The 18,934-nt window shown below is 50.3% G+C and carries 8 protein-coding genes; 4 read left to right on the top strand and 4 right to left on the bottom strand.

Annotation, left to right across the window (positions count from 1 at the left end; all coding sequences use genetic code 11):
• Positions 1 to 2: 2 nt before the first annotated feature.
• Together FYZ48_RS02440 and FYZ48_RS02445 are read left to right on the top strand one after the other, a co-directional pair.
• A complete protein-coding gene (locus FYZ48_RS02440) occupies positions 3 to 1,142 on the top strand; it encodes a hypothetical protein (protein ID WP_149337180.1) in 1,140 nt (379 codons plus the stop codon).
• A gap of 12 nt (positions 1,143 to 1,154) precedes the next feature.
• Positions 1,155 to 3,257, top strand: a complete 2,103-nt coding sequence (locus FYZ48_RS02445; protein ID WP_149337182.1) for a DEAD/DEAH box helicase — start codon at positions 1,155 to 1,157, stop codon at positions 3,255 to 3,257.
• Between the two features lie 451 nt (positions 3,258 to 3,708).
• Here FYZ48_RS02445 and FYZ48_RS02450 read toward each other — a convergent pair whose 3' ends face one another.
• Positions 3,709 to 7,560, bottom strand: a complete 3,852-nt coding sequence (locus FYZ48_RS02450; RefSeq protein WP_149337184.1) for a mechanosensitive ion channel domain-containing protein — start codon at positions 7,558 to 7,560, stop codon at positions 3,709 to 3,711.
• Between the two features lie 969 nt (positions 7,561 to 8,529).
• On the opposite strand from FYZ48_RS02450, the gene FYZ48_RS02455 reads away from it, so the two are divergent.
• Together FYZ48_RS02455 and FYZ48_RS02460 are read left to right on the top strand one after the other, a co-directional pair.
• Positions 8,530 to 11,451 (top strand): tripartite tricarboxylate transporter substrate-binding protein, encoded by a 2,922-nt coding sequence (locus FYZ48_RS02455; protein WP_149337186.1) that lies wholly within the window; start codon positions 8,530 to 8,532, stop codon positions 11,449 to 11,451.
• Positions 11,452 to 11,540: 89 nt separating this feature from the next.
• Complete coding sequence (locus tag FYZ48_RS02460; protein WP_149337188.1) at positions 11,541 to 12,938, top strand: sulfatase family protein; 1,398 nt, start codon at positions 11,541 to 11,543, stop codon at positions 12,936 to 12,938.
• A 161-nt stretch (positions 12,939 to 13,099) separates the two neighbouring features.
• On the opposite strand, the gene FYZ48_RS29145 is transcribed toward FYZ48_RS02460, so the two are convergent.
• The 3 genes from FYZ48_RS29145 to FYZ48_RS02470 form a co-directional block, all read right to left on the bottom strand.
• On the bottom strand, positions 13,100 to 13,255 hold the full coding sequence (locus FYZ48_RS29145) for a hypothetical protein (RefSeq protein WP_187781841.1): 156 nt from the start codon (positions 13,253 to 13,255) through the stop codon (positions 13,100 to 13,102).
• A 289-nt stretch (positions 13,256 to 13,544) separates the two neighbouring features.
• Positions 13,545 to 14,627 (bottom strand): HD domain-containing phosphohydrolase, encoded by a 1,083-nt coding sequence (locus tag FYZ48_RS02465; protein WP_149337190.1) that lies wholly within the window; start codon positions 14,625 to 14,627, stop codon positions 13,545 to 13,547.
• Positions 14,624 to 18,652, bottom strand: a complete 4,029-nt coding sequence (locus FYZ48_RS02470; RefSeq protein WP_187781842.1) for a PAS domain S-box protein — start codon at positions 18,650 to 18,652, stop codon at positions 14,624 to 14,626. The genes FYZ48_RS02465 and FYZ48_RS02470 overlap by 4 nt, the downstream gene beginning before the upstream one ends.
• Positions 18,653 to 18,934 lie beyond the last annotated feature (282 nt).

The following is an 18,934-nucleotide window of genomic DNA, read 5'->3' on the forward strand; positions in this document are numbered from 1 at the left end:
ATATGCCGAAGCAGACGCTGAAAGAGATGCTGGAATCTCTGAATCAGCTGGGTTCAAGCGAGAATCAACCGGAGACCCTGATCTACAACGAAGGCTGGATGCTGCGTCTGATTCTACAGGCCGCAGAAGAGGGCTATTTGCCAGACTATTTCCCAGAAAAATTTAAATGGTTCGCAGAAGGGCAACTGCGATCTCCTTTCGGCAGGAAAAAGGGAACCTCATACGAGAAAAACACCCACGCCGACGGCGTTGTCGGCGACATCACCACAGATGACGAAACAAAGAGCGCCATCGAATTAGATTCCAATGCCAAACATTTTTGTGTTTACGAAGCAAAGATGTTTTCAGGACTTTCGCGGGGAACTAAAAATGCGCCAGATTATAATCAAGCAGCACGCACGATCGCCTGTATGGCACATACACTAGAAACAGCCAAGCAACCACCTCATAAACTGAAATCTATAGGATTCTTTGTTATTGCTCCTCAGGCTCAGATCAACAAGGGAATGTTCGACGCTGCCATAGATGCTGATTCGATACGAGAAGCCGTTGGAAATCGTATATCTCAGTTCTCTGTAGATGCGCAAGTGACGTTTATGAATTGGCAAACTGAATGGTTCGAGCCACTCCTCGAAAAAATGGTGCAAGATGAGTCTTTGAAGTGTATTGCCTGGGAAGACCTGATAAATGAGTTGACTCAATTTAAAGACGAAATAAATAAATTCTATGGGCTTTGTTTAAATTATAATTCACGTCAGCAGGATCCACCTTCTACCTCGCTACCTGACAGTGGTAAATTCTATAAGATTTCAGAAGACAAGCGGAAAGACCAAACTGTTGTCGTCTGTTTCTCGGGGGCTCGGCGGAGTCGAGTGTATCAACCTGGCAAACGCGAGAAGTCATTCCTGGTTGCAAATGAGTGCTTAACTCCTGTCGAGGTCGAGGAAGGAATGGTGGTTCCCCATTCCCCTCAAGTGAACTGGAAGTACCAATACAAAGACGACAAAGACGACAAAGACCAGGCATATACAGTTAAAGTTCTCAATACCGGTCCCTGCAACAGTCGCGTCATCAAAGTCGATAACAGTCAGGACGAAACCTCGTTTCTGGTTCCGAATCACTTTCTCGAAGAAATAAAGTGAAGGACTTTCCGCTTGAGCAGTTTTGACCTTCTCCATCCTGCGCTGCAGCATCACATCGTCAACAGTCTGGGCTGGCGAGAGTTGCGCCCGTTTCAGGATGCGGTCATTCCGGAAATTCTGGCGGGGAAACACCTGATTGTGCTGGCACCGACCGCGGGCGGCAAAACGGAAGCAGCTTTTTTCCCCGTCGTGTCCCGGATGCTCACTGAGGAATGGAACGGCCTGAGTGTGCTTTATATCTGTCCCATCAAAGCGCTGCTCAATAATCTGGACATCCGCCTGCAGGGGTACTGTCGGCTGCTGGGACGACGCTCCGCACTCTGGCACGGAGATGTGAAACCGGGAGAACGGAAAAAGATTCTGCGCGAACCGCCGGACTGCCTGTTGACCACACCTGAATCGCTGGAAGTAATGCTGGACTCTCCCAACGTCGATGCGCAACGCCTGTTTGGCAATCTGCAGGTGGTCATCATTGATGAAATCCACGCTTTCGCCGGCGACGATCGGGGCTGGCATCTGCTCTCCGTACTCGAACGGATCTCGCGTATCGCGGGGCGGGAGCTGCAACGTCTGGGGCTTTCCGCTACCGTGGGAAATCCAGAAACGCTCGTGGACTGGCTCGCCGGCTCCTGTCAGCGGCCCCGTGATGTTTTTCTCCCGCCGGCCTCCGTCGCGGATGCAGCCGACGTCCAACTGGATTACGTGGGCTCACTCTCGAATGCGGCAGTCGTCATTTCCCGGCTCCATCGGGGTGAGAAACGGCTGGTCTTCGTCGACAGTCGGGCGCGAGCAGAACAGCTGGCTTCAGAACTGGGGCGACTGGAAATCACCACGTTTGTGACGCATAGTTCCCTCAGCCAGGAACAGCGAAAGCAGGCTGAAGAGGCGTTTGCTTCGCGTGATGATTGTGTCATCGTTGCTACCAGTGTGCTCGAACTGGGGATCGATGTCGGCAATCTGGATCGAGTGATTCAAATCGACTCGCCGCCCACCGTTTCCAGTTTCCTGCAGCGGATGGGGCGCACCGGCCGCCGCGCGGGAACACTGCGGAACTGCCTGTTCCTGGCTACCAAAGAAGAAACGCTCATTCAGGCAGCCGCTCTGATTGAGCTCTGGGCAGCCGGCTATGTCGAACCGGTTCAACCTCCCCCTCTGCCCTATCATATTCTGGCCCAGCAGTTGATGGCACTTATCCTGCAGGAAAGCGGGATCGGGCGCACCGACTGGTTTGACTGGCTCAAAGGCGTTTCGGGTTTTCAGAGCATTCCAGCTGAGCAGGTCGAACAGCTGGTGAAATCGATGCTCGAACGGGAGATCCTCTGGGAAGAAGCGGGCATCCTGGGCATGGGACAAGCGGGAGAGAACACCTATGGACGCAGACATTTCATGGAGCTGTTTTCGGTATTTCTCTCGCCCCCGCTCTTTGCCATCCTTTATGGACGCCAGGAACTGGGGTATGTCGATGAAATGACATTTCTCAGTAAACAGGACGGCCCACGAATTCTTTTGCTGGGAGGCCGTGCCTGGCAGATTAATCATATCGACTGGCAGAGGCAGAAAGCCTGGGTAGAACCAACCGATTCCAAAGGACGCACACGCTGGTCAGGAGCTGGTCAGGGCCTGGCGTATCGTATGACGCAGGCAATGCTGCAAATTCTAGCGACGACAGAGAACCGGGACTATTGGTCTCAGAGAGCCACGCAGACACTCACGGAACTTCGAGAGGAGAATACCTGGCTGCAGCCGAAATCTACAGTCGTACTTCAGACGGGAGGTCAGGAAGTTGAATGGTGGACCTATGCTGGATCGCTGGTCAATGCCGCACTGGCCGGCCAGCTTTCCCGTCTGACACGAAGCGAAGTCCGGTGCGACAGTTTCATGCTGACCTTTCAGTCCTCCCTCGCGTTCGAGGATATCAAGACGGCGGTCTCCGCAGTCGTCCGGCAAAACGCTGACGACATGTACCCGGCTGTTGAAGAAGAAGCTTTAGAAGGGCTCAAATTCTCCGAATGCCTGCCCGCGGAACTGGCCATCCTGATGCTGGCCCACCGCCTGCAGGACAGAAACGCCACCAGGGAACTCCTCCAGCAACCAGTCAGATATGTGATTCAATAGGAAGTTTGTTCGAGACATTCGATTCTGACGAACGGACCAGAAAACTGACTCAGGCAGCTGCTCTCTTAGTCAAAAACTCTAAACCACACGATTAAGGGCATTCAGAGATCAGGGCAATAAGTCGCTTTGCTAAAAATCTTTCCGCCACTTCAGCTGTGGGTTAAATCAGAAGCAATCTATTCATAGAGTTGAGTATGCAGCTGATTTCCAAGGTTCTAGAGGCGGGTCATGGCTTGTGACAGTCATCTTATTCAGTCATACGGAGCCCTTCGTTGCGGATGTTGCTACGCTTTTGCTGGTTATCACTTCCTTCGGAATTACTTGATAGGGCTGCAGAGCACACGAAAGCCGAGAGAGTAACCTCGTTTCTCTGGGATTGACCATAGCGGAACCCCGAACCGCATACTCATTGAGTCATGCGACTGTCGACATTCGCGGTGGAAGGTCAACATTATGCCGCATCTGCCAGGCCGTCTTCTCTATGTGCTGTCATGTCTGATGCAGTATTTTTCTTATGCTGTGAACTTTGTTCGGCTGCTTCAAAAGAAACGGAATCTGTAAATGAGCGAATGTGCAAATCCTGTTGGGGAAATGCAATTTCGATACCAGCCTCCTGAAATACCTGTTTGATAGCAACATTCAAATCGTGCAAGACGATTGAATAGTCGTCTCGCTTTCCAATGAAAACACGCAATTCCAGATCAAGTGTGCTGTCACCGAATCCCTTGAAAAGTGCAGACGTGCGAGGTTCATTCAAAACGAGTGGATGGTTGCTCGCGACTTTCAACAACAGCTCCCTCGCAGTCGATGGGTCACAGTCGTATGAGATGCCAACAGGAATCACAAAACGCGTAATCGGATCAGAGAGAGTCCAGTTGACTACGTCTTCAGTAATGAATCGTTTATTGGGGATAATTGATTCTTTACGATCATAATCGGTAACGGTTGTGGCCCGGATTTGCATTCGCGTCACTGTGCCGGTGACTCCGTTAACGGTCACTGTATCTCCAATCCGAATCGGTTGCTCAAAGAGAATGATTAAACCTGAAACCAGATTCGCGAAGATCTCCTGTAAACCAAAGCCAAGTCCGACTGTCATCGCAGCAGCCAGCCATTGCACACTGGACCATTTGATCCCGACTAAATGACAGGCCAGAATAAACCCTGCCAAACTTACGATGTAGCGACTTACCATGATGATGACATGCCGCATCGCAGTATCGATAGGCAATCGCCCCAGGATAGATATTTCCAATAAGCCCGGGAGTGTTTTTGTCGCAACATATGTACCGAGAATGGCAATGATGCTCAAAAATAAATCGGCCAAAGTAATGGGGACAATCTGCGGGACCTGCTCAGTAATGGTTTTGCCATCCGCAGTCTGCATCTGCTGATTTGACATTTCAGTAATATTCCAGAGCTCAACGCGATCGAATATCTGCAATGCGGGTAAGACATCAGACCAGACAAACCAGTTACAACAGAGAAACGTCAGAAACGCTGCCCCTCTCACCAGTTGACTCAATTGTTTGCCAACATTCTCCAGTTCATGTGCTGAATCATCAACGGCTACATTATCAGGCATATCTGATTTTAATTTTGACTTTTTAATTCTGAGTCTGAGAAGTTTCTGCTGTCGCATTCGATTCCAGACAACCAGCAAGAGTCTCGTCAAGAGTTCCTGAATCAACAACAGTGCCAGCAGGAAACAGACAACCAGCCACATTCGCTGCAAGAGCTGGTTCGCGGTGTAAACGTATCCCATATAAAGCAGTGAAGCTAATGTGATAGTGAAGCCAACCCCAAATAGATAAGTTACAAACCGAAAGCGATGTCCCCATAAATTGCCTGAGCTTGCAAATGCCTGAGGAATAGCTCCCTTGCCTGGTCTCAACGAAATGTGCAGGTAAAACCCAAGAATTCCCAGGCCGGCTAAAAAGGAAAGACGTCCCAATGAATTCTGCCACTCTCCACTATGATGACGGGTCAGCATACTGACGATGAATAATGTCGGGAGTGCTAAGAAGCTGAAGCGATTTAAGTTTCGGGATAATGGAGCCAGACTGGCTTGAGGCCAACCAAAATGTTTGTCTGCCAGACCACCTTCGCGACAAATCATTCGAAATAATTCGATCACAAAATAAAATATGGCAACCGATGTGAATGCATCCGCCAGACCAAGCACCAGGTCCGTTGCGTTTTGATTGAGTGACATCCACCAGCCTACGCACCAGAACATCAACGGCCCCACGGCGGCCAGGCAGACCGTAATGATAAATGCCCGGAACGTAGGGATAAACGAGAGATGGTTTTCATCCTGAACGCGCTGCCCTGACTCTTCCAGCCATCCTTGCAGACGTTTCCGACTTACAATTAACAGGATGCAGGTCAGTATCAGAAATAAACTGGCAACAGGATAATCTTGCGCATTGCGAGTCGTGCTTTTATAGACGTCATACCAGCTTTGAGGCTTTAAAAAAGATGCTAATGCATCATAGCTCTTGGTAAACTCTGCTTTTCCAAGTTGATTTGCACTGGGAATCCATAAGATCTGTTCGTCAATATAACTTCGATACGAAGTTGTTTCTTCAATCAACTCGCGCGACACTAATTCGAGATTACTGAGATTGTCGTGGTAGGTATGATAGTCCAGAATCAGGCTGTCCAGATATTGACGGCGATCTTTAATCAGTTCCCTTACAATTTTTTCAAGTTGCTGAGGGTGTACCTGGTCTGAGTCAACATCAAGGTCAACCAGTGTCTGCTCAATGGTCTTTTCATAATCACCTAATTGTGATCGATCATTTTCTAATTCAAGAAGTGCGACTTGTGCAGCTTGCATTTCCTGTTCACTGAAAACAATTCTCTGTTTATGAATTTCAATGGCGGGTAAATGGTCTCGACGGTTTCTGAGCAGCAAACCAATGGTTGGGGTCATCCCATACACTTCGATCTTCTGTTTGACTGACTTGAAGTCCTCTTTTAGTTTCGTCAACTTTTCCTGAACGCTCAAAAGATAGCCTGCAGGACCTGAGACGAGTTCAATACTCTTAGTCAGTTTCGTTCGGCTTTCAGCCAGCAGAACATTTTTCTCTGCATATTCCCGAACTGCCGGATGGGCATTGCTGGCTGCTGTTCTCGCTTCTGCTGCCTGTCTTTTTGATTCAGAAGAACGGAAGTCGTTCACAATAACCTGATGCTTCTCAACCAGTTTTTCTGCTTGAGAAACCTCGCGTTTGGCGAGATCACGTTTTACAGGAAACAACTCGACTAAGGCATCTGATCGATTGATCTCGGCATCAATCATCAAAAGCTGTTGCTTTAACGCCGCCTGGCGGGCCTTATTCTCAATGCCAATCACATACGCTTGCTGTTCAGAAGATGACTCGCTGCTGGCAGGAGTTAATTCGGTTTTTATTTTCTCCAGCTGACTTTTAGTGCCTTCTTTTAATTTAGCCAGTTCTGTTTTGCGATTCGTTCGGTCCTTCGAGTTCAAATCTTTTTCTGCCTGAACCAGTTTGGCCTGAGCCGCTTTTAAAGCGTCTTTGGCTTGTCCTAACTGCTGTTCAAGTTGAGCGAGTGTGGCATCTGCCTTAAGCTCAATTTTGGTGACTTCAACCTCTGTCTCAAGCTTTTCTTTTAACTGCTTGAGCAATTCCGGAGCCTGCTTGATCTCGGCTTCAAACTGAACTGTCTTAGCCTGATACTCTTTGGCATTTTCAAGCCATTTGATTGCCTGATTTAAGTAGGCGAGATATTCAGTCTTTTTCTGGCTGTCTACAGATTCCGAACTTTCAAGATTTTTGATGATCTCGTTGATCTTGTTTACAGTCAACTCATCCTGCAGGATGGATTTCTGCTGTGCCGGAACTTCTTCTGTCACTTTCTCGCCCTGCTGGGATCCATCAGCCTTGTTATCTTTGGCTGACTGGGTGTGACTCATTTGCAGGATTGATTTGGGAGCATGATCGGTTGTATTAAAATGCGCCTTGGGAACATCGCTCTTCAGAGTCGGAGGGCCTCCGAATGGAGCTTGTGTTTTTGCACTTGAACGCGCGGGTTTGATTCGATTATCCCACTTGTTCCTGATCGGTGATGAGATACCTTGATTGGTCCGAGGACTGCTAAAAATATCATCAACCTCAACCAGAGGTTTTTCTTTCCTGGCCTGCTGTGCCGTACCGGATGAATGCTGAGCATTTCCCTTCGTTTGCCGAGTCAGCGGTTCCCACGTTTGAGCATGTGATTCGTTGCAAAGACAAAAGAATACAGCAGTCAGCAATACAAGACTAAGTTGTCTCATTAGTAAACCTGTTGAATTAGACCATTTGACCGCCCTGGAAAGGGAGCTTGAGGCGGTCGAGATATAATGTTTGATGGATAGATCTTCCACCACAATGTTTGGCTGGAAAGAGCGAAAACGGATAGTGGGGTGAGATTTAAAGAAGACAGAGAGATGGTTAATAGAGTAGGAGAGGAGAGGGCTGCAGGATAAAGAATATGACCATCTCGGTAAAGGTTATTTTCCATGGGGCACCTCTCAACTCACTATCTGGAAAGCTCGAGTCAACAATACTGCTGCTGTGCCATCCAATCCAGCAACGAATGACATCGCCTGCCCGGAATCCTGCACTGGTGGCTACTGCCGTGATCGTAAGGGCCTGGTCAACGTGAGTTATCAATGCCAGGTCATCTGACTGAAGTCGGCCAGGGGCGAATGGATCTGCAAAAAGAGATTGTAAGAAGGTGCACCATAGATGCCTCGGCATAGTGCCAAAACCAACCTGGGATTTGTGAATCAAGGTAACTCAGGAAAGAGACCATCAGCAGATCACTGTACGAGGGTAGACAGAACTTGCACGATCTTGTCAGAAATATAAGACAAACAGCACTGTGAACCTGTCTGTGAAAAGTTCGAAAGCTGTGGGTTACAGACAAGTCAATGTAGAAGTTCGAATCTTATAAAGCTCCAGGTATCACACGCCGCCCAGCATCAGTTGATGTTGAAGTCTTTACGAAAAGGGTTTGATACGTCACGATATTCATTAACGGTTTTAAGATATGATGAGTCAGGAAAATGCTATGGGACCATCTGGGTTGAAAAGCAGAAAAATAATGATGGAACGTCAGGTGAAATAGAGGGAACACTAACTCATCTTAGTCCTCCTTCGTAGTCTTGAGTTTTGTCGGTGAATGTAAGTATTTACTTATTCAAACGCTAACTGTCTCCCTTGAATAAGGGGTCAAGCAGACTTCTGCACCAGTACAAAATATGGATGCGATTCAAAACACAATTGTACAATTATCTTCACCTCTCAGCCTGACGCTGATTGTAGTAGGAACATCGCTTGGTATTTTCGTGGGGGCGATTCCCGGGTTAACCGGTGCCATGTTGATCGCACTCACGTTGCCTTTGACGTTTACGCTCGATCCTCAACTGGCCATGACTTTGTTAGTGAGTATGTATGTGGGATCCATCAGTGGTGGATTGATTACCGGCACACTCCTGCGAATGCCCGGCACACCTGCCTCTGTGATGACCACCCTGGATGGTTACCCCATGACGCAACAGGGGCAGCCCGGCCGTGCGCTGGGACTGGGGATTTATGCCTCCCTGGTGGGTGGTTTGATTTCCTGTCTGTTTTTAATCTCCTTGTCTGCACCGATTGCCCGCTGGTCAACACAGCTGGGGCCCTTCGAATATTTCTCGCTGGTAATGATGGCTCTGGTGTTGATCGCGACTATTGATGGCGCATCGCTGACGCGCTCACTCTTTTCGGGAACATTGGGAATATTGGCAGCCATGCCGGGGATTTCCGCAGCCACAGGCGAAGTACGACTCACTTTCGGGTTCACTCCGCTCAATGCTGGTTTCAAGTTGTTGCCCGTTTTAATTGGATTGTTTGCGATCAATCAGGTGCTCCGAGACATTGCGAATATTGATCAAAACGTTCCGCGCGTCTCAGTAACACACAGGGGGCTGTGGCTGACATTCGCAGATTGGAAAAATCAATGGGCGAATCTATTGCGGTCTTCTCTGATAGGGACCTTTATTGGCATTCTTCCCGGCATTGGTGCCAACATCGGCTCGATCGCCGCTTATTCCGCCGCCAGAAACAGTTCTAAGACTCCGGAACAATTCGGTTCCGGTTCTGCTGAGGGAATTATTGCTTCCGAAGCCGCCAATAATGCGACTGTCGGTGGCGCTTTGATTCCACTCGTGGCGATGGGCATCCCCGGCAGTGTGATCGATGCTATTTTGCTCGGCGCATTAGTACTACATGGATTGCAACCGGGGCCGCGGTTATTCAGCGATCATCCCGAACTCGTGCATACCATCATGGGAACCTATTTTCTGGCGAACGTGGTCATGTTTGCGGTGATGATTGCCTCCGTCGGTTTCCTGGCAAAACTGGTGCGGTTCCCACGCCCTTATTTATTGCCCATTATTCTTACCTTTTGTATTGCCGGAGCATTTGCACTGTCGAACCGCATGTTCGATGTCTGGGTGATGCTCGGTTTCGGGCTGCTGGGACTGGTATTAGAGCGAAACCGAATTCCGTTGGCCCCCTTTGTCATTGGTTTCGTCTTAGGCCCGATTGCGGAAGAAAATCTGTCCGCCGGGCTGATGTCATCACAGGGGAACTGGTTACCGATCGTCACCCGCCCCATTTCTTTACTCTTTGTGGTGATCTCTGCCTTATTGCTGTTTGTACCGCTCGTGCGTCAGTTCCGCAAAAAACGGGTGAGCAAACAGGAAACCTTAAAAGAGAATACCGTTGAAGAGGCGAGCAGCATTCCTGCGTCAGAAACAGGGAATGAGAATGGGGAGTATGCTTCTTACTCAGTCTGGAGTCGATTTGGTTTACCTGTCTGGCATACGACTGCGGTACTGGCGATTATCGGCATGATCGTTTTTCTGTATTCCGGCTTCTTTACGAATCAACAGGGGCTGACACAATTTCCGCAACGTCCCATTCAGGCTGTCGTGCCGTTTTCTGCAGGAGGCGGAACGGACTTGTTCGCCAGAATCATGCAAAAGGCAATCACCGAGGACCAGCTGCTGAAAGAACCATTCGTCATCATCAATCAGCCGGGGGGCAGTGGAACGATAGGGAGCCGCTATGTCAAACAGGCGCGGGCCGATGGGTATAAAATCCTCTGTAATCATGAAGGGATTATTACCTCGAAATACTCCGGAAAAGTGAACTTTGGACCGGAGGCTTTCGAGCCGATTGCGCAGACGGGAGAGATCAATCTGGTGGTTGCCGTGCAGGAAAATGCCCCATACAAAGATCTGGCTGAGCTGTTGCAGTATGCAGAGAAACATCCGGGTGAAGTTCAATTCGGAACCAATTTCGGGGCCCTTGCCCATTTCGCTGCCAAAAAAATAGAGCAGGCATCGGGGGACGAATATTTTAATTACGTGCAATCGGGAGATGGGCAAAAGCGATACACCATGCTCATTGGAGACCATATCGATGCCACCATATTTTCGCTGGCAGAATTTCTGTCCTATCAGGGAGACGGGCAGATTCGCGCCTTGGCAGTCTTGTCTGACAAGAGGCAATCCGCTCTGCCGGACGTTGCGACGGCGCGCGAACAACAGATCGATGCCGTAGTGGGTAACTCGTTTTACTGGTGGGCACCTGAAGGGACTCCACAGGAGCGGATTGATCTGCTGGCAGATGTACTGGAACAGACGATGCAATCTGATTCGGTGCAGAACAGTTTGCAGGCGTTGTCGATTGACCCCGTGTTTTATCGGGGCGAGAAACTAGATGAGCATATCAGCCAGAGTGAGAAAAAATTCAGCGAACTGGTTTCCGGCTCAACAGTTCAACTGCCTGATTTTCCTTTCTACATCATTATCGCAACACTCTTATTACTGAGTATGATCGTTACACAAAGAATCTTTCTCAGCCCAACACCGTCAGTAAATAGTCCCTCAAACAGCAAGCCGCGCATCTGGCTGGCCGTTTGTTGTTTTGTACTGCTTTGCTGTTATGTACTGGTGTTAGAGCAGGGCTGGCTCAATTACTGGTTAGCGACGGCATTGATGATTGCAGTCACGGGAGGAACTATGGCAAAATGGAAACCGAGCTATTTGCCAGTTCTCATCGAACTCGCTTTGTTGACTGGTCTGGGGACAGAAATTGTATTCTCATCAGTCTTTTCTGTTGTACTACCGTAACTGGTCCATCCCAGCACTGCAAAACAGACCTCACGCAGAAGTACCATAGTATTTTCAACCACGAAGTCTCTTAATACGAAGGCTGTTTCATGACTCGCCCTAATATTTTATGGTATTGCACCGACCAGCAACGGTTTGACACGATTGGTGCACTGGGGAACGCGTATGTGAAAACGCCCGTGGTTGATTCACTCGTGGCAGAGGGGGTCGCCTTTACCCACGCATATTGTCAAAGTCCCATCTGTACGCCCAGCCGGGCCAGTTTTATGAGCGGCTTGTATCCCTCGCGCTTACACAATACCAGAAATGGCAACGATACCTTTCCTGACTGGCCACCATTGATCAGCAAGCTCATCGCCGAGAGTGGTTACCTGTGCGGGTTGATTGGAAAATTTCATTTAGTGAGTGCCGGCCTTCGCGCCGAGCCTCGGCTGGATGACGGGTTCACAGTCTGGCAGCACAGCCATGCACCGCGCGATGACTGGCCTGCAGGCACACACGATTATGCCGACTGGGTGCGCGCTCAGGGTAAAAGCCTGGATGACATGCGGAACAGCAAAGAGAATGTGGACCCCGAATATCATCAGACAAAGTGGGCCTCTGATCGGGCGATCGAATTTATCGAACAGGATCATCAACAACCCTGGTTGCTGAATATCAATGTCTATGACCCACACCCTCCGTTTACGCCTCCTGAAAAATATGCAAAGCTGTTCGACCCGACCGCGATGCCCGGCCCCCATTTTGAGCAGTCTGACAAGGCGACCCAGGAACTCCTTTCCCGCGTTGATTTTCAGCCAGTCACGATGTCTACGGAAATCAGTGAGCTGAAAAAAGTTCAGGCACTGTATTACGCCATGATCGCTCAGATTGACGATCAGTTTGCGCGGATCCTGAGCGTATTGGAATCAACAGGACAGCGAGACAATACGGTCATCATCTTTACTTCAGACCATGGTGAGACGTTGGGAGATCACGGGCTGGTTCAGAAGGGATGTCGTTTTTATGAAGGCTTGATCCGGGTCCCATTGATTTTCTCCTGGCCGGGACATTTCGTAGCCAACCAGCGTGCCACCGGGCTTGTGGAATTACTCGATCTTTCTGCCACCTTACTCGATCTAACCGGGGTTCCCATCCCAGACTATCATCAGGGGCAGAGCCTGCTCCCGGTACTCACGGGCGAACAGACGGGGGCACACATTCGCGAGAGTGTTCGCTGTGAATATTTTGACGCACTCGATCCGTTTTTCACGGGCGGGGAGGGCAGTTTTGCAACCATGTATCGTGACGACCGCTATAAATTATCTCTGTATCACGATAAGGCTTTAGGTGAGCTTTACGATTTACAAACCGACCCCTGGGAACACCACAACCTCTGGGACGACCCGGCACATCAGGCTGTCAAACATGAGTTAATATTAGCGAGCTTTAACAGCCATGTCGTCTTAACAACCGATGTGGGCTCCAGGCGGATCGCCCCGATGTGATATAACCCGGTCCCAACTTCGAACAAAAACACCTCCCGATTTCCAGCGAACTTCTGTCTCCAAAACTGAACAGACTCCCCTTGATTTGCACTTCCCGAATCATAAAGTGGTGCAATTGTGCTTCGCGCGCGAGGCGGACGATGCGTGCACCGAAACCTGACTCACAAGTGACTCAGAATCACCTGAATCGCCGTCGATTTTTCCAGTTTTTCACCGGAACATTCATCACCGGTTCCCTCTGTCTCGTAACTTTTCAAATCATTTCGGAGCACTTTCAGCGCACTTCGCAGCACACTCACCCGAAAGTCACTGCACATTCAGAGCTTCTCGCGTTGCTCGCAATCTCCAAATTCCGCTTGACCCCCTCACGCCGATTCACAAAATTGAGTCATCATGGGAGGAACTGACTGGAAGCCAGTATCGAAAGCACACAGGAGATCGTCGTAACAGTCTATCTGTCTGCAGACAGACCAGACCGATTCTAAGCAACCGCACCGCCGCGCCAATATGAACATCGCGCAGTCGTTCGCGCAGGACTGTTCCCCGATGCAGCCTCAATTTCTGGCAGTGGCGTCTATATTTGAAAGGAAGGATAAGACGAAATGACTACGCCAGCGCACCGTGCGAGAGTAACAATCGTTTTTCGGCGGTGATGCAACGTTTGCGGGCTTCTTCTTCCTCGCTCTCGCAGTCGGCATTATTTTTTCGGATCTGGATGAATTCATCCTCCACTTCCAGAAATGCAGTGACGATCTCCGGATCGAAATGACTGCCGGATTCGTTCTGAATGATTTCTGCGGCCATTTCATGAGAATAAGACTCTTTGTAGACCCGCTTGGAAGTCAGCGCGTCATACACATCAGCCACGGCGACAATCCGGCTTTCCAGTGGAATCGCTTCCCCGGCCAGCCCATATGGATAACCATCACCGTCAAACCGCTCGTGATGATGCAGGGCAATGTCATGAGCCATCTGCAGAAAACGGGCATTCGGAAACTGCTTCACCGCAGCCGCTAAGGTTTCCGCACCCTTCAGCGTATGTGTCTTCATCAGTTCGTATTCACTGTCCGTCAAGCGTCCCGGTTTCAACAGCACACTGTCGGGGATCGCAACTTTACCGATGTCATGCAGCGGGCTGGTCTCATAGACCAGATTGATGAAGTTGTCATCCACCAGGTTCTGATACCGGGGCTGTTTCTGCAACTGCAGGGCCAGTACCCGACAGTAGGAACGAACCCGCTCCAGGTGCGCACCCGTTTCCGGATCACGCGACTCGGCCAGCTTGGCCAGGGCGAAGATCGTCATTTCACGACTTTCCAGGCCAATAATCCGCTGCCCCACATTTGCCCGCATCAGGAGCTCTCCTGGATGAAACGGCTTCGTCACGTAGTCATCAGCGCCTGCGTGTAACCCGCTGATGATATCTTCCGACTGGTTGTTGGAAGTCAGCATGATCACGTAAATGTAACGGTTGAGGTTGCTGTTTCGGACGGCCTTACAGAACTCGATCCCGTTCATGACCGGCATTTCCCAGTCACAGATCACCAGTTGGGCATGGTTCTGACTGAGCAACTCCAGCCCTTCCTGGCCGTTACCGGCTGTAAGCACCTCGTAGCCACCTTCCAGCAGCGTGTTTTGAATGGCCAGGCGGGCCAGGGAGTCGTCGTCGATTACTAATGCTTGCTTCATTTCGCGTTCTCGTTGATCGTTTGAAATTCTTCTCGTAATTTAGGCAGGCTGTCCAGGCACTCCTGCATTTCTGCAACCACCTGCTTGATCAGCTCGTTAATATCATCTGTGTATGACTCATTCTGACTGGCCTTCTCGACCTGGAGCGAAAGGTCATATAACGGAGAGGCGCACAGAATCCCGGCTGTCCCCTTTAACGCATGCGCCGACTGCGCGATTCCTGTCAGGTTCTGCTGATCGGCATTCTCTTGAATCTCAGTGATGCGGTCGGGGCCGACGGCCTCAAGTTCATTCAGTAATGAGTTGGCAAAATCCAGGTTTTTAAAACAGCGTTCCCAGAGCTGCCGACTGTCTATCGGTGACTCGGCACGGCTCTGCTCGCTCTGATCACAATCCGCGTGGGACGAATCAGCAGTGTCTGTCTTCTGTTCCAGCAGTCGTGCGAACACGTCTCGAATCTGATTCACCTGAACCGGCTTGCTGAGATAATCATCCATCCCAGCCTGCAGACAGACTTCGCGATCCCCCTTCACCGCATTCGCGGTCAACGCCACAATGGGGATGTGACCACTCAAAATACCGTCTGCCTCCAGTTGACGGATTTGCCGTGAAGCTTCAAAACCATCCATCTCTGGCATCTGACAATCCATCAGAATCAGGTTAAACTGACTTCGTTTGACCGCTTCAATGGTTTCGAGACCATTCAGAGCCGTTTCACAGGTGCAACCCAGCGCTTTGAGTAACTCTTCCATATACATCTGGTTGATGCTCTGATCTTCTGCAATCAGTACATGGGCCGCCGGGAGTACCGGTTGGTCCTTTCTTGGAGATTCCTCGGCAGTCTCCGCGGTTTTCAGGCCACCGTGCGTTCGGCCGTTCAATACACCGTCGATCACGCTCAACAACTGATGTCGATGCAGTGGTTTGCAGATCGTCGCGTTAACCTCACGCTTCTGCTCTGAATCCAGCTGGTCCTCCAGAGAATTGAGCAGCAGCACTGTGTGAGGCATGCCCTCCCGGGAACTGTTCCATAACTTCAGCTCATCAGGCCCGGCCAGCTCAGAGTTCACCAGCAGCAGATCATAGGCAACATTGTTCTGGGTACCGGCTTCGATCGCCTCTTGCACTTCAGCGAACGTACTCACTGCCACTGCATCCAGCTTTAACTCCAACGCGTACTCACACAGAATCTGTCTCCAGGTCTGATTCTCTTCCGCAATCAGAGCCCGTTTACCCTCCAGACTGGAAGTCTGAGGTGCTGTCTCTGTCGTATCTGAAATAACCTGGAAGGGAATCTCAAACCAGAACGTCGAGCCGGTACCCGGTTCGCTTTCGATTCCAATGGTTCCACCCATCAGTTCCACAATTTCTTTCGAGATCGCCAGTCCCAGACCGGTGCCCCCATAGTTTCGCGTCGTCGAGGTATCGGCCTGCGAAAACGACTGAAACAGGCGGCCGATTTTTTCTTCCGAAATACCGATTCCGGTATCGGAAATCGAGAATCGCGTCCTGAGCTGATCCTGAGTTGTGCTTACCGATTCAACACGTACCACAACTTCACCCGCTTCGGTAAACTTGACCGCATTTCCAATCAGGTTTACCAGAACCTGACGCAGGCGATTACTGTCGCCGTTTAGCATGCGTCGTGAAGAGGGCTCGACATAATAGGGTAATTCGAGTCCTTTTTCCGCAGCTCGCCAGGCCATGGTCGATACGGTATCGATCATCAGCTTTTCGAGGTCAAAGGCCTGCTGGTCCAGTTCCAGCTTCCCGGCTTCAATCTTGGAGAAGTCGAGAATATCGTTGATCAGGTACAGCAGTGATTCCCCACTGGTCCGACAGGCGTCCACAAACTGGTGTTGTCGTTGATCGAGTTTCGTCAGGCCCAGCAGCTCTGTCATGCCAATGATGCCATTCAAAGGCGTACGCAGTTCATGGCTCATGTTCGCCAGAAATTCACTCTTCGCCCGACTCGCCTCTTCTGCTGTCTGCTTGGCAATTTTGAGACTTTCTTCGGTCGCCTTTTGTGAAGTGACATCCAGCACGAAACAGAGACAGAGGTCGTCCGCTTCGTCCAGCATGGTCACGCCAATTACCACCGGAATGCGTGTTCCGTCCTTGCGGAGATACTCTTTCTCAAATGGTTTGGCGTGTCCCGTCTGGCTCAATTCTTCAATCGCGGCCAGGTCCATTGGTGCCCACTCGGGGGGTGTCAACTCTTGCCAGTTGAGCTGGTTATCGATGGCATCTTCATAGCTGTAGCCCAGGATTCTCAGCAGTTCATCGTTGATCTGCTCGATTCTGCCATCCAGTCGGCAGGTCATGATTCCCAGAATATCAGCAGTCAATAACCGTTCGAACTGGCCGGTGGCCTTACGTAAGGCCAGCTCTGACTGCTTACGTGGGGTGATATCAACCTGCGTCGCGATGAAGTTGATCAAGGTTCCCGACTCATCGAATACGGGATCGATTTTGACTTCCACCCAGTATTCCCGCTGCTGCCGATCGTAATTGATAATTTCAACCGCGACACTTTTCTGCTGTTGTAGATGGTTACGAATCACAGCCGCCGTCGCCGGGTCTGTATGCGGTCCCTGTAAGATCTCGCCCGGCTTTTTGCCTTCGATTTCAGCCAGTTCATAACCAGTCAACTCGCTAAATGCGCTGTTCACCCATTCAATCCGCCCCTGGGCGTCGGAAATAATCACCGAGTGCTGTGTCTTGCTGGCGACCAGTGACAGTTTTTCAACCTGATCGTGATATTGTTTCAGTTCCTCAGCCGCGTCTTTGCGTTCCTGAATGTTTTCGACAACAGAGATAAAGTGCTTGGGTTCTCCCGTAGGATGCCTTACCAGGCAGACCGTCAGATTAATCCAGACCACGGAACCGTCTTTGCGGATATACCGCTTTTCCATTGAGTAGGAGTCGATTTTACCTGCTAACAGCTGTTCGACATGATACAGGTCGGCTGCCAGATCGTCCGGGTGCGTAATATCCTGGAACGTCAGCTTCAACAGTTCATCACTGTCGTAACCGACAATCTCACACAGCCCGTGATTGACTCGCAACCAACTGCCATCCGGGGCGACCAGCGCAATCCCGATGGCAATCTGCTCGAATGTACTGCGGAAATTCTGTTCGCTTTCCAGGAGCGCATTCTCCTGAAGTTTACTCTCCGTGAAATCGTGGCAGACTCCGATGAATTGCTCGGGCGCACCATCGTCTCCGTATGTCACTCTACCTTCCGCGTGAATGTAGTGCATGCTGCCATCAGCATGGATGATCCGAAACCTGGAATTGAACGGACACCCGGAAGTGATACAGTCTTCAATCTGATCATCGATTCCCCTGCGGTCATCAGGATGCAACAGGTTCAGGAAATCCTGGAAGCGAAACTCCTTTTCTCCCCCATAGACCTCGAAGATATCCTGCGTGCGTTGATCACCATAAAAGGTATTCTGCTTCAGGTCCCATTCCCAGATGCCAATCTGTCCCGAATCCAAAGCAAATTCCAGACGGTCTTTATTCTTCTGCAGTTCTTTGGCCAGCAGCGCAGCGGAGGGCAGGTTCAATGCTGCCGGGATCAGACTGATCAACGCCACCACGGTAATCCAGGAGACGATCGCCGTACACGCTTTGATCAGACCGGAAAAGCGATAGACGGGCCACCAGAAGATACCGGCTTCAATCAGGTGTCCCAGGCCGCAAAACAGAATGAATGCGGCAAACAACCAGATAACTTTGGGAAAAGGCAGGTCCTTCCGCTGTAACATGTAGTACAGCAGGATCACGGGAATCGCGAAATAGGCCCCGAAAATGCCGATATCTGAGATGATGTGTAACCAGCCGTTATCCGATGACCACGTTCCGCAATACCAGCGCTGTGGGAAATCACTGGTGTCGAACAGCTTTGAGAAAAAGACGAAGGGCCCCTCCGCCTGGAACGCGTTCTCATCCAGGGAAGTTGCACAATGTCCGGGAGCGCACGATGGGCAGGCTTCTTCGGCCGCAAGCGGCGCGCACATCACAAGTGTGATCAAAATAGCTATGTAAAAATATCTGGCGGACATCATTCTTTAAACGGATCGCAGGCTGCGTTGATTCAAGGCGAACTTGAAAACGCCCCTTCCTGATTCTTCTTGGGTTTGGTATCACGCTCAGCACAATAGTGGGCTGAAGGATGGTTTCAGACAGTCTCTGCGAGCGGCAGCGAGACTGGTTGACTGTTCTGAGCGAACAAAGAAGACAGGATCACCATAAGTGAATCAATACGCATTCGTTAAAACCGGACGATTCATCACCGCCGG

This window comes from Gimesia chilikensis (assembly GCF_008329715.1).
Taxonomy (GTDB): domain Bacteria; phylum Planctomycetota; class Planctomycetia; order Planctomycetales; family Planctomycetaceae; genus Gimesia; species Gimesia chilikensis.

Bases quoted from the DNA above. Each gene is read 5' to 3' on its own strand.
- FYZ48_RS02440 (WP_149337180.1), top strand. From the start codon at position 3: ATGCCGAAGCAGACGCTGAAAGAGATGCTGGAATCTCTGAATCAGCTG.
- FYZ48_RS02470 (WP_187781842.1), bottom strand. From the start codon at position 18,652: ATGTGCGCGCCGCTTGCGGCCGAAGAAGCCTGCCCATCGTGCGCTCCC.
- FYZ48_RS02450 (WP_149337184.1), bottom strand. From the start codon at position 7,560: ATGAGACAACTTAGTCTTGTATTGCTGACTGCTGTATTCTTTTGTCTT.
- FYZ48_RS02465 (WP_149337190.1), bottom strand. From the start codon at position 14,627: ATGAAGCAAGCATTAGTAATCGACGACGACTCCCTGGCCCGCCTGGCC.
- FYZ48_RS02455 (WP_149337186.1), top strand. From the start codon at position 8,530: ATGGATGCGATTCAAAACACAATTGTACAATTATCTTCACCTCTCAGC.
- FYZ48_RS02460 (WP_149337188.1), top strand. From the start codon at position 11,541: ATGACTCGCCCTAATATTTTATGGTATTGCACCGACCAGCAACGGTTT.
- FYZ48_RS29145 (WP_187781841.1), bottom strand. From the start codon at position 13,255: ATGTGCAGTGACTTTCGGGTGAGTGTGCTGCGAAGTGCGCTGAAAGTG.